Here is a 20,574-nt window from a genome sequence, read left to right on the forward strand (position 1 = left end):
GCGCTCATCGCTGCCGTTTTCGGGTCGGGGATCGCCTGCAGCAGCTGATCTGATCAAGGAGACACACATGGACACCACGGAACCCATCGTGGTCGTGGGCGGCGGGCTCTCGGGTCTGGCCACCGCGCTCGCGAGCGCGACGAACGGTCGGCGGGCGATCGTCCTCGAGGCCGCGGAACTCGTCGGCGGCGCTGCGGCCTACTCGGGAGGGCAGATCTGGTGCGGCGCCAACCACGTCGCGCGGCGCGAGGGCATAGCCGGCGACTCTCTCGACCTCGCCGAGACCTACATTCGCGACGTCGCTCGGCATCTGGCACCCGACGTACTCGACGAGGGCGCATTGATGCGGTGGCTCGAGACCTCGCCCGCAGCGATGAAGTACTTCGAGGAACTCGACGCGATCCGCTGGACGGTGATCCCCGGGTTGGCCGACTACCACAATGAGGCGGACGGGGCGCTGCCCCAGGGCAGGTACCTCACCAACGAGGTCATCGACGGATCGGTGCTCGGGTCCTGGCGGGATAAACTGCGGTACAGCCCGTACTTCCCGGTCGGCACGACCTACCGGGAACTGCTCGACAAGGGGCGAAGGGCGACGTACGTCGACGACGACGGGAACGAGGGCGAGGCTGCGAAGCACTCGCACGCCGGGCTGCCCGCGTTCGGCCTCGCAGACGACACCGGGTTCGACGGTCCCGCCGACGGCGATCCGCTGACCTACGGCACGGGCGTGGTCGCGTCGTTCCTGCGCCGGGTGCTCGCCGAGCCGTCGATCGAGATCCGTCTGGAACATCGAGTCACCGCATTGCTGCAGGACGAGGACGGTGCAGTGACTGGTGTTCGCGCGCAGACTCCGACTGGTGAGGTCCAGGTGTCCGGGCCGGTCGTCCTGGCGACCAGCACCTACGACTGGGATCCGGAGGCCGTGTCGGACATCCTCGGACTCGAGCCCGAGGACTGGGGGTCGGTCGCTCCGGAATCGATCCGGGGTGACGGACTCCGTCTCGCGCAGTCGGTCGGCGGTGAACTCGCGAGGATTCCCGCGAACGCCACGCCGATCCTGCCCGGCTGGCGATCTCAGGTGGGGACCGGCTTCGGCTACGGACCCGAGTACGCGATGCCGCACTCGATGATCGTCGACCGGACCGGGCGCCGGTACTGCAACGATTCGTACTGGGTCGATATCTGCCGCAAGACCCTGGATCCGGACGACCGTCACCTACCCTTCTTTCTGATCTGGGACGATCAGCACCGCCTCAAGTACGGCCTGGCCGCGACGCCGCCCGGCGGCGAGTATCCCGAGGGCTGGGTGCAGCAGGCGCAGACTCTGGCGGACCTCGGCGCTCAGCTCGGTATCGACGGTGCGGCCCTACAGGAGACCGCCCGACGGTTCAGCGGATTCGCCCGGGACGGAGACGATCCCGACTTCGGTCGCGGCAGTGTCGACTACGTCAACCGATTCGCGGGCGATCCCGACAACACGCCGTCGCCGGTGCTCGGACCGATCGAGCAGGCGCCGTTCTTCGGGATCCGTCTGCGATTCGTCGGTACCGGGATCGGCACCTCCGGTGTGCACATCGACGGTGACGGCCGGGTGCTCGACGGAAGATCCGGTGCGCCGATTCGCGGACTGTACGCCGCAGGTTCGGTCGCAGCGCTGACCACGACGGGGACGGCGTACAACTCGGGCATCGCTCTCGGCCGCGGCCTCACGCTGGCCTATCTCATCGGTCACGAGCTCGCGGGTGCACCGATCGCTTGACTACTCGGGTCGGACCTCGACCCGATCGAACAACGCTCGACCGAACAATGGAGGAGTAGCTGTGGGAAATCGTATGCAGGGCAAGGTCGTCTTCATCACCGGCGTCGCACGGGGGCAGGGCCGAAGTCACGCGGTCCGGCTGGCCGAAGAGGGCGCCGACATCATCGGTGTGGACATCTGCGCCGACATCGATTCGGTGTCGACGTACTCGCTCGCGACACCCGACGACCTCGACGAGACGCGAGAGCTCGTCGAGAAGACCGGCCGCCGGATGGTGGCGGAGGTAGCGGACGTCCGCGACTTCGACGGACTGCAGGCCGCCTTCGGTAAGGGGCTCGACGAGTTCGGCCACGTCGACACGGTGGTCGCGAACGCAGGCATCGCGTCGTTCGCGAAGTCGTGGGAGCTCACCGCGAAGGAGTGGCGCGACATGATCGACGTGAACCTGACTGGGGTCTTCCATACGGCCAAGGTCGCGATCGAGCCGATGATCGCCGCGGGCAACGGCGGTTCGATGGTGTTCACGTCATCGATCGGCGGACTCAAGGGAATTCAGAACGTCGCACACTACGTCTCGGCCAAACACGGGATCGTCGGCCTGATGCGGACCATGGCGAACGAGCTGGCCCCCTACGGAATTCGGGTCAACACCGTGCATCCGACCAACGTCGACACGACGATGATCCATAACCCGGGCACGTACGCGATGTTCGCCCCGGACGTCACCGAGCCGACCGTCGACGACGTGCGCGAAGGCTTCGTCTCCCTCAATGCACTGCAGGTGCCGTGGGTCGAATCCGCGGATATCAGCAACGCGGTGCTGTTCCTCTCGAGCGACGAGGCGCGATACGTGACGGGCGTCCCGTTCCCAGTCGATGCGGGAGCTGCCGTCCGTGCCTGAGTGACCGTTGACACAGTGGTGATAATCATATTTACTATGATCATGGAATGATGGCGATCCGACCTCTGGTCGTCACTTCCCATGCCGGTCGGCCCTCCGGTGCCGGTCTCTCGATTCGGGTACATGAAAAGGAACGCTCAATCATGAAGATCAGAACGACTAAGACCGCACTGACCGCGGTCGTCGCGGTCGCCGTGCTCGCGGTGAGCGCCTGCGGCTCAGGTGGCGGAGGCGCCCAGCAGAGCGGGCAGGGGATCGCCGAGAACATCACGATCGCGGCGGTCAACGACCAGACCGGCCCGGTGGCCTACGCGGGCGTCGGCGCTAGCAAGGGTGCCGAGCTGGCGATCGAGCAGATCAACGACCAGGGGTACCTCGGCGACGGCGTGAAGCTCTCGCTCGACCAGGTCGACACGGCCGGTGAGATCGACCGCGCCGTGAGCGAGATGACCAAGACCATGGGCAACGGCGAGGTGTCCGCCATTCTCGGTCCGACGATGGCGCAGCAGGCTGCGGCGGTTGCGCCCATGGTCGGCCAGCGCAAGGTGCCGACCGTGTTCACGCAGTCGGGTGCCGAAGGCGTGGTCGTCAACGACTACACCTTCCGGGCGACCGCGCCGATGGAGAGCTACTACGACATCGCGGCGAAGTGGCTCAGCGAGAACGGACATAAGGACGTCTCGGTGATCTACAACGCGACTTATCCGACGTTCGCCAACCTGGGGAAGACCGTGTTCCCCAAGGAAGCTGCGGCGGCCGGTGTCAACATCGGTCAGTCGCTCGAAGTGCAGTCCACGACCCAGGACTTCACCGGCCAGGCACAACAGATCGCGCAGGCGAACCCGCCCGCGGTCGTCATGATGTTGATCGCGTCGCAGGCGGTGACCTTCATGAAGCAGTTGCGTCAGGCGGGTTACAAGGGGCAGATCGTCGGCACCTCGGTGCAGGGGTCGGGCAACGCCTCATCCGCGGGAGCCGCGGCCGACGGCCTCGTCTACCCGGTCGACTTCTCGGCTGCGATGGACACGGACACCGCCAAGGCGTTCACGAAGTCGTTCACCGACAAGTACGGCGCGGCGCCCGACGCCTACGCGGCAGAAGGCTTCGACGCGATCTGGTGGATCGCGCGCGCCATCAAGGCGTCAGACGACTCGTCACGCGAGGGCGTTCAGAAGGGGCTCGCGCAGGTCGCAGGCGAAGGATTCCCCGGAGCCATGGGGGATCTGACGTTCGACGGCAACGACATGCGGGTGACCGGAGCGATGGTCGAGTGGACCGGCGGCGACGAGTCGGTCGTCAGCTAGACCAGACCCCCGAATGAGCACGGCGATCGCCTTCCGACGAGTCGTCGCGGACGAACTCGCCCGATTCCACCAGCACGAGAGGTGCGTGACACCAGTGAAGTCAAGAAGAACAGGACCTGTTCTTGCCGCAGTCGTCGTCTCGAGTCTGCTCGCCGCGACGGCGTGCAGTCCGAGTGGTGGCGGAGCTCAGCAGAGCGGTCAGGGCATCGCGAAACAGATCACCATCGCAGCAGTCAACGACCAGAGCGGTCCGGTGGGCTATGCGGGTATCAGTGCGAGCCAGGGCGCCCGACTGGCCGTCGAGCAGATCAACGATCAGGGCTACCTCGGTGACGGCGTCGTCATCGACTTGACGCAGTCCGACCCGGCAGGGGAGATCGAGCGAGCGGTCAGCGACATGACCAAGGCGATGGCAGACAACGACGTGTCCGCGATCCTCGGCCCCACGCTCGGTCAGCAGGCCGCCGCGGTCGCCCCGATCGTCAACCAACGCGAGGTGCCGACCGTGTTCACCCAGTCCGGTTCGCCGGGGGTCGTCACCGGTGACTACACGTTCCGCGCCACCGCTCCGATGGAGACCTACTACAGCTCGGGCGACAAATGGCTGGCCGAGAACGACCTGACGAAGCTGTCCCTGATCTACAACGGCACCTTGCCGACGTACGCGAGCCTCGTCGAGGACGTCATCACACCCGACCAGCGCAAGTACGGGCTGTCGATCGATCAGCGAGTGGAAGTGCAGTCGACGACGCTGGACTTCACCAGCCAGGCGCAGCAGATCGCGGCGGCCAAGCCGCAGGCGGTCATCATGCTCCTCACGGCACCGCAGTCGGTCACGTTCATGAAGCAGTTGCGTCAGGCGGGCTACACCGGGCAAGTGCTTGGGTCGACCAACCAGAGCGCAGGAATGATCGCTCCCGCAGGTCCCGCCGCCGACGGTCTCGTGTATCCGGTCGACTTCTCGGCGTCGATGGACACCCCCGAGTCGAAGGCCTTCGTCGATGCGTTCACCAAGGAGTACGGACAGACCCCGGACCCGTACGCGGCTGAGGGCTTCGACGCGCTCTGGTGGATCGCTCGAGGGATCAAGGCGTCGAACGACTCTTCGCGCGACGGCGTCCGCGAGGGTCTGAGCGAGGTCGCGGATCTGGGCTTCGCGGGCGCGATGGGCGACATCACCTTCGACGGAAACGACATGCGTGTTCCGGGAGTGGTCGTCAAGTGGCAGGACGGAAAGGAACAGCTCCTCCGATGAACATCGTCCCGGAGACCGACCCGGACTGCGCACGCGCAGACCTACACAGAGGAAGTCCGACATGCAGGAAGTTCTGAATGCCGCGACGCTGGGGTCGGTGTACCTCTTGTTCGCGCTGGGGATGGCGTTGGCGTGGGGCACCATCGGAATCCTGAACTTCGCGCACGGTGCGACGTTCGTGTTCTCGGTGCTCGTCGCGCATATGGTCACGAAAGAAGTGGCACTGCCCCTCCCGGTGATCCTGATCATCGCGATCGCAGTGGGCGCGGCCCTGTCGTTGCTCACACAGTTGCTGGTGTTCCAGAAGATCGCCGCCGATGGAACGAACCACCGGGCCACCGAGCTCAGGATCATCATCGCGGGCATCGGCGTCTCATCCATTCCGATCGCGATCGCCCAGCGCGTCAGCGGCGCGAGCCCGTTCGGCTTCGACACCGACTACCAGGCGTCGGTGTACGAGTTCGCGGGCATCCGCCTCACCACGACGACCATCATCATCCTGATCGCCGCGATCGGCATCGGTGTCGGTCTCACCGCGTGGCTCAAGAAGTCGCGACAGGGGCTGGCATTGCGTGCGATCGGTGTAGATCAGGAGACGAGTGAGGGCATGGGCGTCAACCGCAGTGCGCTCGCACTGGGAACCATGGCCGTCGCAGGCGGACTGGCGGGCCTGGCCGGCGCACTCCTGACCTTGCAACTCGGTGCGATCGCGCCCGAATCGGGTGATCCGTTGTTGATCAAGGCCTTCGCGATCATCGTCCTCGGCGGCCTCGGATCGATGGGCGGCGCAGTTCTCGGCGCCTACATTCTGGCTGCCGCGGAGACGCTGATGATCCACTTCGAGTTCGGGACGTGGGTGGACGCGGTCTCGTTCGGGCTGATCTTCCTGGTGCTCCTGTTCCGACCTCAGGGCATCTTCGGAACCAAGGAAGTGAGACGCACATGAGCGACTGGTACTACTCCAACACGGTTCTGCTCCAGCAGACGCTCACGACCCTGCTGATGGCGCTGAGCATTCAGATCCCGATGCGCATGGGCGTGTTCTCTTTCGCGGGCATCGGCGCATTCGGCATCGGCGGCTACACCGCTGCCGCCGCGATGCTCCACCTCGGATGGGGGACCTTTCCCTCGATCGTCCTCGGCATGGTGATCCCCGGCGTAGTGGTCTACGTGCTCGGCCTGATCATTCACAAGCTGAACGGTCTGTACCTGGGCATGGCGACCATCGCATTCACGTTGATCGTGGCTGTGGTGGCGGTCAACGGCGGCGAACTCACCGGTGGGGCGGCCGGATTGTTCGGAGCGCTGGGCGACCTGACCTTCGAGTCGATCCTCGTCGTCACCGTCATCGTCATCGCGATCACACAGCTCACCGAGTCGCGCGGCCTCGGCCGCCGGATCGACGCGGTGCGCGAGGACCCTGAACTCGCGAACGCGATGGGCATCAACGTTGCGAGGTACCGGAAGCTCAGCTTCCTGGCTGCCGGGCTGGTCGGCGGCCTCGCAGGCGGCATCACCACGCTGCTGCGAAGCACCATAACCCCCGCCGAGGTCAACTTCCATCTCGTCGTCCTCGCGTTGACGGTCATCGTCGTCGGAGGAACCCGTTCCTGGGTCGGTGTCGTCATCGGATCGATCGTGTTCGTCTGGCTTCCCACCGTGGTCTCGTTCGTCAGCGAATGGGAGGAGTTCATCTACGGCGTCATCGTGGTGCTCGCCGCCCTCTTCCTGCCTAACGGTGTCCTCGGCGTCGCCCGCGATCTCTGGCATCGGATCCGCACGCGGGACGTACGCGACACAGGCGAGCAAGCCACCCGGCCCGACAGTGCGAAGGTGACGTCATGACCAGCAGCGAAGACCGCACTCCGCTCCTCGAACTGACCGACATCGCAGTGCATTTCGGCGGCGTCAAAGCGGTCGACGGCGTGTCGATCGACCTCGAGCAGGGCGGTATCTACGGAATCATGGGCGCCAACGGGTCCGGGAAGTCGACGCTTCTCGGCGCGGTTACCAGGCTCAACCCGTTGACCCGTGGACGGATGCGGTTCGACGGCGAGGATTTCACCAAGGTGCGGCCGTACCAAGTCGCTCACCTGGGCGTGGCACGCACTTTCCAGACCGTCCGACTCATCGACGACCGCACAGTCCGCGACAACGTCCAACTCGGCGTGGACACGGTGCTCCGCAGCAAGCGGGCCGGCCTGACATCGTCGGTGGACGAGGTGATGGAGCGGGTCGGGATCACCGCGGTGCAGCGGATGCGCCCGAGCGAGCTGTCCTACGGGATGCAACGTCGCGTCGAGATCGCGCGCGCGATCGTGGGCAAACCGCGTCTACTGCTCCTCGACGAGCCGACCGCAGGGATGAACACCGAAGAACGTGACGAGGTCAGCGACCTCATGCGGGCGCTGCAGGGCGAGGGCCTCACGCAACTCCTCGTCGAGCACGACGTTCAGATGATGGTCGACGTCTGCGACTACCTCTTCGGCATGAACCAGGGAGTACTGATCGCGCAGGGCGAACCGGAGGCCGTGGTCGCCGACGAGGCCGTCCGCGAGTCGTATCTCGGAAAGCAGGCGAACGATGCTTGAGGTCAACGATCTGAACGTCAGCTACGGCGCGGTCAACGCGGTGCAAGGGGTCAGCCTCCGCGCCGACGTCGGCAAGGTCACGCTGGTACTCGGCGCGAACGGCGCGGGGAAGACGACGAGCCTGCGGGCTCTCGCCGGCTACCACCGGCCCCGGTCGGGATCGGTTCTCGTCGACGGGGTGGACCTCGCGGGCAGCAGGGCGCACAAGATGGTGCGCAACAAGCTGGTCCTGGTTCCCGAGGGCCGGCGCGTCTTCGCGACGCTCACCGTCGAGGAGAATCTACGGATCGGCGGGTACCGCGCAACCCGGTCAGAGGTCGAGACGACGATGACCGAGGTCTACGAGCAGTTCCCGATTCTCGCGGATCGTAGAGGTCAGCAGGCAGGCCTGCTCAGCGGAGGCGAGCAGCAGATGCTCGCATTCGGCCGAGCGGTGATGTCCCAGCCCAAGGTGATTCTCATGGACGAGCCGTCGATGGGGTTGGCGCCGACGATGGTCGACTCGGTCATGGCGAAGGTCCGTGAGATCGCCGACCGCGGCATCGCAGTGTTGATCGTGGAGCAGAACGCGGACGCGGGACTCCGGGTGGCCGATCAGGTCTCGGTGATCACGCGAGGCAGGACCGTCTGGAACGGCGCGGCCGCCGACGCAGATAAGGCTGCGGTGCATGCAGTCCTCGGCGAATCGGCTCTCGACCCGACTGGATCCGACTCGACTGGATCCGACGCGACCGAAGTCGGGCGAGCGCGGCGAGACGGCGACGACTGAGGAGACGGCATGGACAAGCCTGGAACCAAGGACATCGAGCAGTTGTCGGGTGCCCGACTGACCGCCGACGCGAAAGCCGCACTGCTCGCCGCGCAGACCGAGTGCACCTTCTGCTTCCTCGACGACGATGGCGGGCCCGCAGCGGTGGTGTTGAGCTTCGCCCTGCACGACGGGCACTTCTGGATCACCAGTGTGGCCGGTCGCGTCCAGGTGCGCGGCGTACAGCGGGATTCGCGCGTAGCGCTCGTGATCTCGGGCACCGGGACCGGGACGCCCGGGAGGCAGATGTTGTCGATCAAGGGGACGGCGACCGTTCACCGTGACATCGGCGGGCTCGACGACCGGCTCGAGCTCCTGGCTTCCCGATTGGCGCCCGCCCATCCGGAGAAGTTCATGGAACTGCTCTCGAGTCCGGGGCGCCTGCTCATCGAGGTGACGCCGACGGCCGTCGTGGCCAGCCACGACTCTCGTCGGCTTGCCGGCGACGGGCGCGGTGGGCCGGCGCGGAAGGACGACGCTCGATGACTCAGATCATGGACGTTCCAAGCATCGGGGACTGGTTGACGCAGTGTGCCGACCAGTCGTCGGTGATCGATGTGGACGGTGTTCGGACGTCGTCGGCCGAGCTCGACGTCGCGGCTTCCCGGGGAGCCGCGGGCCTGCGATCACTCGGGCTCGTCGCGGGCGATCGGGTCGGTGTGGTGATGAAGGCGTCCGTCGCGGCGCTGCACGCCTGGTTCTCTATCGCGCGTGCCGGCCTCGTGGAAGTCCCGTTGAACCCGGGAACCGGCCCGGCGCTTCTCGAGTACTGCCTCGAGCACGCCGCAGTCCGGATCGTGATCTGCGATGCCGAGTTCGCCGATCTGATCGCCGACATCGCCGATCGCGTCGAGTCGATCGAGAAGGTCGTCGTCGTTGGGGAGGCCGCAGGGGATAGAGACGAGTTCGCCGAACTCATGGCGACTCAAACTCAGGACCTCCCGATCGTTGACCCTCGATCGACCGCAGTGATCCTTTACACGTCCGGAACCACGGGTCCGCCGAAGGGCGTCCTGTTGAGTCATCGCGCGAACGTCAACCTCGCGCGCCACACCGTCGGACTCATGAAGTACACGAGCGACGACCGCCTCTACAGTGTGTTCCCGCTCTATCACTCCAACGCCCGCTACTGCTCGGTGATGTCGGCACTGGAAGCCGGTGCCGACCTCGTGATGCACCGGAATTTCTCGGCGACGCGATTCTGGGACATCTGCCGCGAAGAGAAGATCACTGTCTTCAACTACCAGGGCGCCATGATGAGCATCCTGTTCAAACAGCAGCCCCGGACCGACGATCGGGACCACGCCGTGCGCGCCGCGTTCGGAGCCCCCTGCCCGAAGGAGATCTTCGACGACGTCGAGTCGCGTTTCGGTATCGAACTCACCGAGATATATGGAAGTACCGAGACGTCGATCGTGTGCGACATGCCGCCTGCACGGCGGCGGGTCGGGACCGCGGGCACCGAATCGGTGAACTATCACGTCCGCGTGGTCGACGACTACGACGAGCCGGTCGCTCCCGGTGTGATCGGCGAGATCGTCGTCCGGCCGAAGAAGGCCGGCATGATGTTCGACGGCTACGACGCACGGCCCGAAGCCACGGTCCAGGCGTGGCAGAACCTGTGGTTCCACACCGGCGACCGCGGCGTCTTCGACGAGGATGGCTTCCTGACGTTCGTCGACCGCGTCAAAGACACGATCCGTCGGCGCGGTGAGAACATCTCGTCCTGGGAGATCGAACGAGTCGTCGCCGACGACGTCGACGTCGTCAGGGTCGCTGCTTACGGTGTGCCGTCCGAGCTGTCTGAGGAAGACGTGGTCATCGCAGTGGTCCCGGCATCGGGCGTGCGGATCGATCCGGCTGCACTCGTCGGTCGTATCGACGGACAACTGACCTCGTTCGCACGACCGCGGTACGTCCGAGTGATGGACGCGCTTCCGCTGACGCACAGCCAACGCGTCGAGAAGTACCGGTTGCGCGCTGAAGGCGTGACCGCGGATACGTGGGACCGGGAGAAGGTGCAGGCATGACGTACGAACGATTCCGAATCGACGACGTCGGGGACGGCGTTCGCCTGGTCACGATGTGTCGGCCGGACAAACTCAACGCGATGGACCAGCAGTGGTTCGCCGAACTGACCGCGCTCACCGCGGAGCTCGGCGACAGTGCGGATGTGCGCGCCGTCGTGCTGACCGGCGAAGGCCGTGCCTTCTCTGCGGGCGGCGATATCGACATGTTCGCCGATCTGGCGGGTGACGTCTCCCGCGTCCGGCCGCATCTGCGCTTCGTCTACGAGGCGTTCCACAGTGTGGAGACGTGTGCGGTGCCGGTGGTCGGCGCGATCAACGGCATCGCATTCGGCGGTGGCACCGAGTTGGCATTGGCGTGCGACATCGTCGTCGCGGGCAGGTCGGCGTCGTTCTCCTTCAAAGAGGTCACTGTCGGGCTGATGCCCGGCTACGGCGTGATCCGCGCACCGGATGTGATCGGCAGGCATTGGACGCGATACCTGTCGTTGACGGGTCGCGCGGTCGGCCCGGAGATCATGGAGCGGGCAGGCCTCGTGATCGAGACGGTCGACGATGACGAACTCGTCGAGCGGGCACTGACCACGGCGCGGGAGATCGCCGCGCATTCTCCGCTTGGTGTTCGCGTCGGTAAGGCGTTCCTCAACCGGGACACCGGGTCTGGCTACGCCGAGTCGGTCGAGGCGATCGCGCTCCTGTTCGGCACCGACGAGCACAGGGACGCCGTTCACGCGTTCAGAACGCGTCGATGACGGGCACCGGCCTCTATTCCATTATTATCGATAGCATAAATATTCGGTGTTTACCCAGGTTGATCGTCAACGGGTAGGCGCAGGGGTGGATGGCGATACGCTCGTACGTCATCGTCGGAAAGGAATACGCAGATGACGTTGCACCGGGGAGGCTCTCGGCCGGAGAAGGCCGCGCTGATCGTCGCGCGCGGCATAGTGCAGGACATCGATCGCCGCGGACTGACGGCAGGTGATCGGCTGCCGGCCGAGCGCGCGATGCTGGAGACATACGGTGTGGGTAGGGGTACGCTCCGTGAAGCGCTGCGGTTTCTGGAACTGCAGAATGTGTTGTCGCTCAAGCCCGGCCCGGGCGGCGGACCGACCATCGAGAAGCCCGACTCGTCGGCGCTCTCCAATGCGATGCTCCTTCTCCTGCAGTTCGAGAACGCACCGTTCGCCAACGTCGCCGAGACCCGCGGCGGTATCGAACCGCTGCTCGCCAGGCTGGCGGCCTCCCGGATGTCTGACGCCGCGATGACAGACCTGGAGTGCTCTGTGGACCGGATGGCCGTGCATCTCGACGACCTGGGGGTCTTCCTGGAGACCAACAAGGAGTTTCACAACTCGGTGGCGTGGGCGACGCAGAACTCGCTGTTCGGGTTCCTCGTCGATGCGATGCTCGACATCTTCGACGGCACCGTTGTCGGTGTCGATTACAACGAGCGGCGCCGGCATGCCGTCCTCAAAGCGCATCGTCGGATCCTCGACGCGTTGAAACTGCGCGATGGCGACGCGTCGGAGGCCGCGATGACCGATCACATCGACGAGTACTCCCGTTTCATGGCGCGCAAGTTTCCCGAGGCGCTGGCGAGACCGATCACCTGGGACATCGGGTGGCGAAACGGGCAACTGCTCGGCTGATGCGCTCACGCGAACGTGAGCGTCGGTCCGTACTCGGCGATCCGCTCCACCGGCTGCTCGCGGTCGGTGACGATCTGATCCACCTCGTCGATCGCCGCCACTTTTGCGAGGGCGCGCTGATTGAACTTCGAGCTGTCGGCGACGACGACCGATGTACTTGCCGCACGCAGCATTGCGCGCTTGATCGGGATCTCGAGGGTGTTCGTGTTGGTGATCCCCGCGATCGGATCGATCGCATCGGCCCCGAGGAAAGCCCAGTCGGCGGAATAGTCGGACATGAAGTCGACCGCGCGTTCGCCGACCAACGTGTACACGGAACCGAGTAACTCGCCGCCGGTGACGAGTAGCCGGACGTTGGGCAGTGTCGCCGCGTACTTCCCGATGCGCAGGTCATTGGTTATGATCGTCAACTCCTGTCGGTGTCGGAGTTCCAGAGCGATCTGGTAGGTCGTCGATCCGCTGTCGAGAACGACCCTCTGACCGTCGCGCACGTCGGCCGCCGCCGCACGGGCGATAGCGACCTTCTCCCGCCGCCGCTCGCCTTCTTTGACGGCGTACGGAATGTCGTTCGGCGCACCCGCGGTGGCGCGCGCACCGCCGTGTGTGCGCTCGGCGTGACCGGATCGAGCGAGGGCATCGAGGTCACGGCGGATGGTCGATGCGTCGACCCCGAGGTCTCGGGACAGCTCGGCCGCCTCCACGTAGCTGTCGATCTGCAGGCGGCGCAGGATCTCCCGCCGCCTGTCGTCAGCGGCCATCGAGCGCCTCGCGGCGGTGCGCTAGAGATTCTGTCATGCGTGAATCTTGACACATGGTGCACCTGGTTGCATTATTACGTGCATGCAATGCACGAGTTCGTGCACTCTCGGTTCTCTTCTGAGTGGTTCCGGGAAGGCCTCGTGAAGGGAGTCCCCATTGGAGATCGGACTGATCGGCCTCGGCCGGATGGGCGCGAACATGCGCGACCGTCTGCGGGCGCGTGGGCACGTAGTGATCGGCTATGACGCAGCGCCCGGTGTCGGTGACGTCGATTCGCTTCCGGATCTCGTGGAACGACTCACCGGACCTCGTCTCGTCTGGACCATGGTCCCCGCAGGAGAGGTGACCCGCGACGTCATCGAACAACTCGCTGACCTGCTCGCTGAGGGCGATCTCGTCATCGACGGCGGCAACTCTCGCTTCACCGACGATCAGACGCACGCCGCCGCACTCGGGGCACGTGGCATCGCTTATGTCGATTGCGGAGTCTCGGGCGGAGTGTGGGGAGCGGCCGAGGGCTGCGGCCTTATGGTCGGTGGCACACCCGACGACGTCGATCGTGCGATGCCGATCTTCGACAGTCTGAGGCCGGACGGCCCGCGCGAACGCGCGTTCGTGCACGCAGGCCGGACCGGTGCGGGACATTACGCGAAGATGGTGCACAACGGCATCGAGTACGGCCTGATGCAGGCATACGCCGAGGGGTACGAGTTGCTGGCGGCAGAGCCGCGGATCGCAGACCCGGCCAAGGTGATGACGGCCTGGCAGTCGGGCACCGTGGTGCGCTCGTGGCTTCTCGAACTCCTTGTCTCCGCGCTCGACGAGGATCCGGAGTTCGCTGAGATCGCCGGATACGTCGACGATTCCGGTGAAGGGCGGTGGACCCTCGAGGAGGCGATCGGTCACGCCGTGCCGACACCCGTGATCGCCGCCGCGCTCTTCGCGCGCTTCTCGTCTAGGCAGGACGAGTCGCCCGCGATGAAGGCCGTGGCTGCACTCCGCAAACAGTTCGGGGGACACCGAGTACGTACCAACCCGGAGGCAGGCGAATGATCAAGCTCGGATACAAGGCGTCGGCGGAGCAGTTCGCGCCTCGTGAACTGGTGGAGCTCGCAGTTCTGGCCGAACGGCACGGGATGGACTCGGCCACCGTCTCGGACCACTTCCAGCCGTGGCGTCACAACGGAGGCCACGCCCCGTTCTCGATCTCGTGGATGACGGCTGTCGGTGAACGGACAGACCGAATCATGTTGGGGACCTCGGTGATGACGCCGACATTCCGCTACAATCCGGCGGTCATCGCGCAGGCGTTCGCCACGATGGGGTGTCTGTATCCCGATCGCGTGATGTTGGGGGTCGGCACTGGGGAAGCGCTGAACGAGATCGCGACGGGGTTCGACGGCGAATGGCCTGCATTCAAGGAGCGATTCGCGCGGCTGCGCGAGTCGGTCGCGTTGATGCGGGAACTGTGGCAGGGCGGCCGGGTCGACTTCGCAGGCGACTACTACAAGACCACGGGCGCGTCGATCTACGACGTCCCGGAGTCGGGGGCCGTTCCGGTCTACATCGCGGCGGGCGGTCCTCTGGTCGCACGCTACGCGGGTCGTGCGGGCGAGGGATTCATCTGCACGTCGGGCAAAGGGATGGACTTGTACACCGACAAGCTGATCCCGGCCGTCCAAGAAGGTGCGGCACAGGCAGACCGATCCTTCGACGCAATGGACCGCATGATCGAGATCAAGCTGTCGTACGACACCGATCCCGATGCGGCGCTGAACAATACGCGTTTCTGGGCGCCGCTGTCGCTGACAGCTGAACAGAAGCACAGCATCGACGATCCGATCGAGATGGAGGCCGCCGCAGACGCGCTCCCGATCGAGCAGATCGCCAAGCGGTGGATCGTCGCCTCCGATCCGGACGAGGCGCTCGCCCAGATCAAGCCGTATCTCGATGCAGGCCTGAATCATCTGGTGTTCCACGCACCCGGCCACGATCAACGGCGGTTCCTCGACCTGTTCGAGCGCGACCTCGCGCCGAGACTACGGGAGCTGGCATGAACGTGGCAGACACCTCGGCGTGGACGGCGCTGATCGAGCACAGCGCATCGATCGCCGGGCAGAGCATCCGCGATCTGTTCGCCGCCGACCCGGCACGCGGAACGGCGATGTCGGTCGGGGTCGGTGACCTGTACATCGACTACAGCAAGCATCGGATCAATGGCGAGACGATGCGGCTGCTGCATCTGCTCGCTCGGGAGACGCACGTCTTCCAGAAGCGGGACGCGATGCTCCGCGGCGATCCGATCAACGTCTCCGAGGGCCGACCGGTCTTGCACACCGCATTGCGCAAGCGCCGCGACGAGACCGTCTACCTCGACGGACGCGATGTGGTGGCGGACGTGCACGCAGTTCTCGACGCGATGGGCGACTTCACCGATCGCGTGCGCGACGGGTCGTGGCGTGGGGCCGACGGGCGCCCGATCTCGACCGTCGTCAACATCGGGATCGGCGGCTCCGATCTCGGGCCCGCCATGGTGCACCAGGCACTCCGTGCGTACTGCGACGGTCCCGACGTTCGTTTCGTGTCGAACGTCGATGCGGCGGACCTGCTCCCAACGCTCGCCGACCTCGATCCGGCGACCACGCTGTTCGTCGTCGTCTCGAAGACCTTCTCGACGTTCGAGACCATGGCGAACGCGCACGCCGCGCGCCGTTGGCTGGTCGACGCCCTCGGGGAGGACGCGGTGGCCTCCCACTTCGTAGCGGTGTCGACGAACGCTCGACTGGTCGCGGAGTTCGGCGTCGAACCGTCGAACGTTTTCGGATTCTGGGACTGGGTAGGCGGTCGTTACTCGGTCGGTTCAGCCGTCGGACTCTCGGTGATGGCCGCGATCGGGCGCGAGCGGTTCGCCGAATTCCTCGCCGGATCTCGAACGGTCGACGAGCACTTTGCCACCGCGCCGATCCATTCCAACGCGCCGGTGATCCTCGGCCTGCTGAGCGTCTGGTACGCGAGCGTGCACGGTGCCGACGCACGGGCGGTTCTGCCGTACGCGAATGATCTCGCCCGGCTGCCCGCATACCTGCAGCAGTTGGCGATGGAGTCGAACGGGAAGTCGGTGCGCGGCGACGGCTCACCGGTCGGCGTGCCGACCGGTGAGGTGATCTGGGGCGAGCCGGGCACCAATGGGCAGCACGCCTTCCACCAGCTTCTCCATCAGGGGACTCGACTGATCCCGGCCGACTTCATCGGATTCGCTCGACCGGCCGAGGACTTCGTCTCGCGGGACGGCTCGACCACCATGCACGAGGTCTTGACCGCCAACATGTTCGCGCAATCGCGAGTGTTGGCCTTCGGCAAGACGAAGTCGGAAGTGATGGCAGACGGTGTGGACCCCCGACTCGCGCCGCACAAGGTGATGCCGGGCGACCGTCCGTCGACGACCATCCTCGGTCCGCGGCTGGACCCGTCTACGCTGGGACAACTGATCGCGCTGTATGAGCACCAGGTCTTCGTGCAGGGCGCGGTGTGGGGTATCGACTCCTACGACCAGTGGGGAGTGGAATTGGGGAAGGCCTCCGCGGTCGAACTCGCACCAGCGCTCGGGGCCGGTGGCGGACCCTCCGACGAGATGGACAGCTCGACGCGGGGCCTCGTGGCCGCGTTCTGGAGAGAGCGGACGTAGGCAGTCACCGAGTCTCGACATTCTTGAGCGTGTAGTCGACGAGTTCTGACAGATAGTCATGTGAGCTGTCGGTCATCGTCTGGCGTAGATCCGGCGGCGTACTCAGGCTATGGAGGAGCACCGCTCCGATCAGAGTTTCGAGTAAGAGTGTCACCGAGGTACTCGACGGAAGCCTGCCGTCATCGATGGCCCGTCGCACGAGCGCACGAGCGGCTAGAGTCTGCTGATTCTGGAACTTTACGAATCGCTCCCATACTCCCGGGATAGTTTCGCCGCCGGCACTCATGCGGAGCAGCGCTCTGCCCGCATCGGAGACATAGAGGTCGAACAGCTCAGTCACCAGTGTCAACAGGTCGGAACGGATGTCGCCGGTGTCAGGTGCATCCTGGGTGCGGATGTGCGTCGCGAGGGCGTCGAATAGCAGGTCGGCCTTGTTCGACCACCGGAGGTAGATCGATGCCTTGCCGACGCCTGATTCGCGAGCAACAGCTTCGATGGAGAATCCAGCCCAGCCGCGATCAGCGAACACGCTGATCGCGGCTGCGAGTGTCTGTGTACGCACTTCGGGATCGCGTGGCCTTCCTGCCCGCGCCCCTGTCTGATGTTCGATCATGACTATTATCATCATTTCTCTTGATTGTGACGCCCGACTCAGTCTACGATTCAATTACTGACGGTTTACGTTCAGTAATTACTCGCTCTCACGAATGGGAGACTCTCATGGCGTTTCTTCATGGTGTACGTGTCCTGGACCTGTCTGATTCGCGGGCCCTCCTCACCGGCCGGATTCTTGCCGATCTAGGCGCGGATGTTGTCCACGTCGAGCCGCCGACTGGATCTCCGGCCAGGCGGGCCACGCCCCGACGTGGTGCTGGATCGTATCTGTGGGACACATTCGCGGCCGGCAGTCGCAGTGTCGTCGCAGACGTAGACAATCCAGTCGGTCGAGCGACGGTTCTGGCGCTCGCAAGCGTTGCGGACGTGCTCGTCATGCCGTCTAGTCCCAGAGAACTCGACGTAGTGGGGCTTGGCGAGAAGACGTTGGCATCGGTGAATCCAGCGTTGATTCAGGTCGCAGTGACACCGTTCGGGTTGACCGGACCGAAAGCGGACTGGGCAGCCAGCGACCTCACGGTCTGGGCCTCCGGTGGACCGTTGGATCCGCATCGCGACGACGCGAGGGCCCCCGTGCGGATCTCGGTTCCTCAGGCTTTCGCGCACGCGAGCGCCGATGCTGCCGATGGCGTTCTGATGGCGTTGTTAGCGCGCCGTCGAACTGGTCGAGGCCAGACTGTCGACGTTTCCGCCCAAGCGAGCCTGACAACGGCGACACTGGGGCAGGCGTTGGCATCAGCGGTAGGCGATGCGAACCCTGGCTGGGACAACGGGATACAAGCCCGGGGCTCCGTCGATCAGTCTGGCTCTGGAGCCGGCACCGATCCCGTGCTCAAGAAGTGGCGGTGCCGCGATGGGCTGATCGAACTCCATTTGGCGATCGGGGCGGCCGCGGGCGCCTTCACGACGGCCTTCTTCGAATGGATGCGCGACGAAGGTGCGCGGGTCGAACGGTTCGCGGACATCGACTGGTGTCGAGCGCCACGACTCCTTGAAACGGGGAAGCTGACCGACGATGATCTCGCGGAGGCGAGGAGCGCCGTGGCGACCTTCCTTGCCGGCAAGAGCAAGTCCGAGGTATTGCGTGCGGCGTTGGAACGGCGACTCGTTGCCGTGCCGATCTACGAGACCGACGAGATCCACGTCAACCCGCAAGCCGCAGCACGTCACACCTTCACGACGGTCGGCGAAGGCGACCGAGCTACTCGAATCCAGAGCGGGTTCGCGGTGGTGAATCGCGACGCGTTTCGTATCGGACTACCCGCACCGCGCATCGGTGAACACCATCACGAAGTGCTCGGTGAGTGGTTGCACTGGACACCGCGGCAGACCGCTTCGGGTGCAGAGCCTTTTGAGGAGGCATCCTGATGAGGCCGCTTGACGGGTTGGTCGTGGTTGATCTCGCGTGGGTTGTTGCGGGGCCGTTGGTCGGACGTGCGCTGGCGGATGCCGGTGCCACTGTGGTGCGTGTCGAATCGTCTACTCGCATCGAGACTGCGCGAATGATGCCACCGTTCCACGGTGCTCCGGGCCCGGAGAGCTCTGCCCTCTATGGCACATGTAACGCGGGCAAACTTGGCTTATCACTGAACTTGACGACTGAGAAGGGGCGTCAAGTGGTGCGGGACCTCTCATCGAGAGCAGATGTCGTGGTGGAGTCGTTCGCGCCGGGGCGTTTGAACAAGTGGGGCCTCGACTACGAGACGCTGTGCGCCGAGAACCCCAGGCTGATAATGCTGTCGAGTTCGATCAACGGTCAGACGGGACCACTCGCGGGGTTGGCTGGATACGGAAACGTCGGAGCCGCGCTGTCGGGATTTCAATCAATAGTCGGCTGGCCCGATCGCCCACCATTCGGCCCCTTCGGGCCGTACACCGACTACGTCGCTCCGCGCTTCGCGTTGGCGGCGTTGCTCGCAGCACTCATCGCGCGTGACGAAAGCGGTGAGGGCTGCTATATCGACCTATCTCAGGTCGAGGCAGGTACGTACCTACTCCAGCCAGAGATAGCGCGAAACGCCGCCGAGAATATGGTCGCTCGTCGTCGCGGGAACCGCGATGAAGTCGATGTTCCAAGCGGCGTGTACCGGGCATCCGACGGGAACTATGTTGCGATATCGGTCGACTCGGAGCAGTGGCCAGTTTTCGTCGGCACATTCTCCCCAACCATGGCCGGTGACCCGCGGTTCACGACGGTCTCGGACAGGCGAGCGTTCGAAGACGAACTCGACGAAGAAGTAGAGCGAGCGATCTCCGTCCATACCGCAGCAGAGGTCGAGTCGATGGCGCAGGAGGTAGGTATTCCAGCGCATATCAGCGCGTCGAGTGCCGACCTGATCGCCGATCCTCAACTGCGACACCGGGAGCACTTCGTGAGTGTCGAGAGCTCGGTGACCGGCTGGACGACGGTCGAAGGGCCGCGCTATCGACTCAGCGATACGCCGCTGCAGGTTGACGGGGCTGCCCCGACGATCGGGGAGCACAGTGACGCAGTTCTGCGAGACCTTCTGGGAATGACAGACGAGGAAATCGAAGATCTCGAGAAACGAGGTGTACTGAATTGACGAACGAGACTATGCCGCGTATCGACGAACGGGCCGACTGGGCATCCGACTGGGATGAACTGATCTCTTTAGTTGGCACGGACTTCTCCGACGGCACCGTCCGGTGGGGAGCTGACCGGATCGAGCCAGGTGCGATCAGACGGTATCTGGAGCCCCTCGAACTCGCGGATCCAATTCATTACGACGAGGGCGCGGCCCGACGTGCCGGTTACTCAGGAATCGCGGTTCCTGTGACCGGGCTCCTCTCATGGGCCATCCCACCCATGTGGCGTCCCGGTGAAGCGCAACTGTTCGACTCAGCCGAAGCCGACGCCCAGCCGACGCGAAGTCCGATCAATAACGAGGAACCGTATCCGAAACCTGACACGACAGGATTCTTCACCGCCTCGATGGACCTCAGTTTTCATCGCCCGGTGGTTGCGGGAGAACGGATTGGCCAACGCGGACGCCGACTCGTATCGGTGACACCGAAACAGACGTCGGTCGGTCGCGGAGCATTCATCTCCTGGGAGTACGACCTCGTCAGCGATCGCGGCGACGTCGTAGCGGTCGTTCGAAACGTCGTATACGCATACAACCGAATCGAGGAGCCTCAGTGATGATCGACGTCAGGAGAATGCGGAGGATTGAAGATGTCGCGGTCGGGGACAC

The 20,574-nt window shown here is 64.9% G+C and carries 20 protein-coding genes; 18 read left to right on the plus strand and 2 right to left on the minus strand.

Annotated elements, in window-relative coordinates; all coding sequences use genetic code 11:
* Positions 1-67: 67 nt before the first annotated feature.
* The 12 genes from ACTIMF_RS08280 (at position 68) to ACTIMF_RS08335 (ending at position 12,300) form a co-directional block, all read left to right on the plus strand.
* Positions 68-1,762, plus strand: a complete 1,695-nt coding sequence (locus tag ACTIMF_RS08280) for an FAD-dependent oxidoreductase (RefSeq protein WP_442349801.1) — start codon at positions 68-70, stop codon at positions 1,760-1,762.
* 73 nt (positions 1,763-1,835) lie between these two features.
* Positions 1,836-2,663 carry a mycofactocin-coupled SDR family oxidoreductase gene (locus tag ACTIMF_RS08285; protein WP_442349858.1) on the plus strand — a complete coding sequence of 276 codons (828 nt, stop codon included), beginning with the start codon at positions 1,836-1,838 and terminating at the stop codon, positions 2,661-2,663.
* Positions 2,664-2,806: 143 nt separating this feature from the next.
* Positions 2,807-3,967: an ABC transporter substrate-binding protein gene (locus ACTIMF_RS08290; RefSeq protein WP_442349802.1), complete on the plus strand. Its 1,161-nt coding sequence runs from the start codon at positions 2,807-2,809 to the stop codon at positions 3,965-3,967.
* 13 nt (positions 3,968-3,980) lie between these two features.
* Positions 3,981-5,222, plus strand: a complete 1,242-nt coding sequence (locus tag ACTIMF_RS08295; RefSeq protein ID WP_442349803.1) for an ABC transporter substrate-binding protein — start codon at positions 3,981-3,983, stop codon at positions 5,220-5,222.
* Positions 5,223-5,283: 61 nt separating this feature from the next.
* Positions 5,284-6,168 (plus strand): branched-chain amino acid ABC transporter permease, encoded by an 885-nt coding sequence (locus ACTIMF_RS08300; protein WP_442349804.1) that lies wholly within the window; start codon positions 5,284-5,286, stop codon positions 6,166-6,168.
* Positions 6,165-7,067 (plus strand): branched-chain amino acid ABC transporter permease, encoded by a 903-nt coding sequence (locus tag ACTIMF_RS08305; RefSeq protein WP_442349805.1) that lies wholly within the window; start codon positions 6,165-6,167, stop codon positions 7,065-7,067. Before ACTIMF_RS08300 ends, ACTIMF_RS08305 begins: the two co-directional genes overlap by 4 nt.
* On the plus strand, positions 7,064-7,813 hold the full coding sequence (locus ACTIMF_RS08310) for an ABC transporter ATP-binding protein (RefSeq protein ID WP_442349806.1): 750 nt from the start codon (positions 7,064-7,066) through the stop codon (positions 7,811-7,813). The genes ACTIMF_RS08305 and ACTIMF_RS08310 overlap by 4 nt, the downstream gene beginning before the upstream one ends.
* On the plus strand, positions 7,806-8,582 hold the full coding sequence (locus ACTIMF_RS08315) for an ABC transporter ATP-binding protein (RefSeq protein WP_442349807.1): 777 nt from the start codon (positions 7,806-7,808) through the stop codon (positions 8,580-8,582). The genes ACTIMF_RS08310 and ACTIMF_RS08315 overlap by 8 nt, the downstream gene beginning before the upstream one ends.
* Positions 8,583-8,591: 9 nt before the next feature.
* Entirely contained in the window at positions 8,592-9,107 is a 516-nt protein-coding gene (locus ACTIMF_RS08320) for a pyridoxamine 5'-phosphate oxidase family protein (protein WP_442349808.1), read from the plus strand.
* Positions 9,104-10,651, plus strand: coding sequence for an AMP-binding protein (locus ACTIMF_RS08325; protein WP_442349809.1), 1,548 nt, complete (start codon positions 9,104-9,106; stop codon positions 10,649-10,651). Before ACTIMF_RS08320 ends, ACTIMF_RS08325 begins: the two co-directional genes overlap by 4 nt.
* A complete protein-coding gene (locus tag ACTIMF_RS08330; RefSeq protein WP_442349810.1) occupies positions 10,648-11,400 on the plus strand; it encodes an enoyl-CoA hydratase/isomerase family protein in 753 nt (250 codons plus the stop codon). Before ACTIMF_RS08325 ends, ACTIMF_RS08330 begins: the two co-directional genes overlap by 4 nt.
* 132 nt (positions 11,401-11,532) lie before the next feature.
* The gene (locus ACTIMF_RS08335; RefSeq protein WP_442349811.1) at positions 11,533-12,300 is read left to right on the plus strand and encodes a FadR/GntR family transcriptional regulator; all 768 of its coding nucleotides are present in this window, start codon (positions 11,533-11,535) and stop codon (positions 12,298-12,300) included.
* A 5-nt stretch (positions 12,301-12,305) separates the two neighbouring features.
* Here the strand turns inward: ACTIMF_RS08335 and ACTIMF_RS08340 are convergent, their stop codons facing one another.
* Positions 12,306-13,058, minus strand: coding sequence for a DeoR/GlpR family DNA-binding transcription regulator (locus ACTIMF_RS08340; RefSeq protein WP_442349812.1), 753 nt, complete (start codon positions 13,056-13,058; stop codon positions 12,306-12,308).
* 157 nt (positions 13,059-13,215) lie between these two features.
* Between ACTIMF_RS08340 and gnd the strand changes: the two genes are divergently transcribed.
* Genes gnd through pgi form a run of 3 tightly spaced genes read left to right on the plus strand, consistent with a single transcriptional unit; the run spans position 13,216 to position 16,744 of the window.
* Entirely contained in the window at positions 13,216-14,112 is an 897-nt protein-coding gene (gene gnd / locus ACTIMF_RS08345; RefSeq protein ID WP_442349813.1) for a phosphogluconate dehydrogenase (NAD(+)-dependent, decarboxylating), read from the plus strand.
* On the plus strand, positions 14,109-15,116 hold the full coding sequence (gene fgd, locus ACTIMF_RS08350) for a glucose-6-phosphate dehydrogenase (coenzyme-F420) (RefSeq protein ID WP_442349814.1): 1,008 nt from the start codon (positions 14,109-14,111) through the stop codon (positions 15,114-15,116). Before gnd ends, fgd begins: the two co-directional genes overlap by 4 nt.
* 2 nt (positions 15,117-15,118) lie before the next feature.
* A complete protein-coding gene (gene pgi / locus ACTIMF_RS08355; RefSeq protein ID WP_442349859.1) occupies positions 15,119-16,744 on the plus strand; it encodes a glucose-6-phosphate isomerase in 1,626 nt (541 codons plus the stop codon).
* 4 nt (positions 16,745-16,748) lie between these two features.
* Here the strand turns inward: pgi and ACTIMF_RS08360 are convergent, their stop codons facing one another.
* Complete coding sequence (locus ACTIMF_RS08360) at positions 16,749-17,306, minus strand: TetR/AcrR family transcriptional regulator (RefSeq protein ID WP_442349815.1); 558 nt, start codon at positions 17,304-17,306, stop codon at positions 16,749-16,751.
* A 158-nt stretch (positions 17,307-17,464) separates the two neighbouring features.
* Here ACTIMF_RS08360 and ACTIMF_RS08365 point away from each other — a divergent pair, with 158 nt between their 5' ends.
* From ACTIMF_RS08365 to ACTIMF_RS08375, 3 genes are read left to right on the plus strand one after another with little or no spacing between them, the layout of a single operon-like run.
* A complete protein-coding gene (locus ACTIMF_RS08365; protein ID WP_442349816.1) occupies positions 17,465-18,727 on the plus strand; it encodes a CoA transferase in 1,263 nt (420 codons plus the stop codon).
* Positions 18,727-19,923 carry a CaiB/BaiF CoA transferase family protein gene (locus ACTIMF_RS08370; RefSeq protein WP_442349817.1) on the plus strand — a complete coding sequence of 399 codons (1,197 nt, stop codon included), beginning with the start codon at positions 18,727-18,729 and terminating at the stop codon, positions 19,921-19,923. Before ACTIMF_RS08365 ends, ACTIMF_RS08370 begins: the two co-directional genes overlap by 1 nt.
* Positions 19,920-20,522 (plus strand): FAS1-like dehydratase domain-containing protein, encoded by a 603-nt coding sequence (locus ACTIMF_RS08375; RefSeq protein WP_442349818.1) that lies wholly within the window; start codon positions 19,920-19,922, stop codon positions 20,520-20,522. Before ACTIMF_RS08370 ends, ACTIMF_RS08375 begins: the two co-directional genes overlap by 4 nt.
* Positions 20,523-20,574 lie beyond the last annotated feature (52 nt).

Origin of the sequence: Gordonia sp. (in: high G+C Gram-positive bacteria), assembly GCF_052106715.1 — a bacterium.
GTDB lineage: Bacteria > Actinomycetota > Actinomycetes > Mycobacteriales > Mycobacteriaceae > Gordonia.

Coding starts and splice junctions, on each gene's coding strand:
- ACTIMF_RS08280 (WP_442349801.1), top strand. CDS start 68: ATGGACACCACGGAACCCATCGTGGTCGTGGGCGGCGGGCTCTCGGGT.
- ACTIMF_RS08285 (WP_442349858.1), top strand. CDS start 1,836: ATGCAGGGCAAGGTCGTCTTCATCACCGGCGTCGCACGGGGGCAGGGC.
- ACTIMF_RS08290 (WP_442349802.1), top strand. CDS start 2,807: ATGAAGATCAGAACGACTAAGACCGCACTGACCGCGGTCGTCGCGGTC.
- ACTIMF_RS08295 (WP_442349803.1), top strand. CDS start 3,981: ATGAGCACGGCGATCGCCTTCCGACGAGTCGTCGCGGACGAACTCGCC.
- ACTIMF_RS08300 (WP_442349804.1), top strand. CDS start 5,284: ATGCAGGAAGTTCTGAATGCCGCGACGCTGGGGTCGGTGTACCTCTTG.
- ACTIMF_RS08305 (WP_442349805.1), top strand. CDS start 6,165: ATGAGCGACTGGTACTACTCCAACACGGTTCTGCTCCAGCAGACGCTC.
- ACTIMF_RS08310 (WP_442349806.1), top strand. CDS start 7,064: ATGACCAGCAGCGAAGACCGCACTCCGCTCCTCGAACTGACCGACATC.
- ACTIMF_RS08315 (WP_442349807.1), top strand. CDS start 7,806: ATGCTTGAGGTCAACGATCTGAACGTCAGCTACGGCGCGGTCAACGCG.
- ACTIMF_RS08320 (WP_442349808.1), top strand. CDS start 8,592: ATGGACAAGCCTGGAACCAAGGACATCGAGCAGTTGTCGGGTGCCCGA.
- ACTIMF_RS08325 (WP_442349809.1), top strand. CDS start 9,104: ATGACTCAGATCATGGACGTTCCAAGCATCGGGGACTGGTTGACGCAG.
- ACTIMF_RS08330 (WP_442349810.1), top strand. CDS start 10,648: ATGACGTACGAACGATTCCGAATCGACGACGTCGGGGACGGCGTTCGC.
- ACTIMF_RS08335 (WP_442349811.1), top strand. CDS start 11,533: ATGACGTTGCACCGGGGAGGCTCTCGGCCGGAGAAGGCCGCGCTGATC.
- ACTIMF_RS08340 (WP_442349812.1), bottom strand. CDS start 13,058: ATGGCCGCTGACGACAGGCGGCGGGAGATCCTGCGCCGCCTGCAGATC.
- fgd (WP_442349814.1), top strand. CDS start 14,109: ATGATCAAGCTCGGATACAAGGCGTCGGCGGAGCAGTTCGCGCCTCGT.
- ACTIMF_RS08365 (WP_442349816.1), top strand. CDS start 17,465: ATGGCGTTTCTTCATGGTGTACGTGTCCTGGACCTGTCTGATTCGCGG.
- ACTIMF_RS08370 (WP_442349817.1), top strand. CDS start 18,727: ATGAGGCCGCTTGACGGGTTGGTCGTGGTTGATCTCGCGTGGGTTGTT.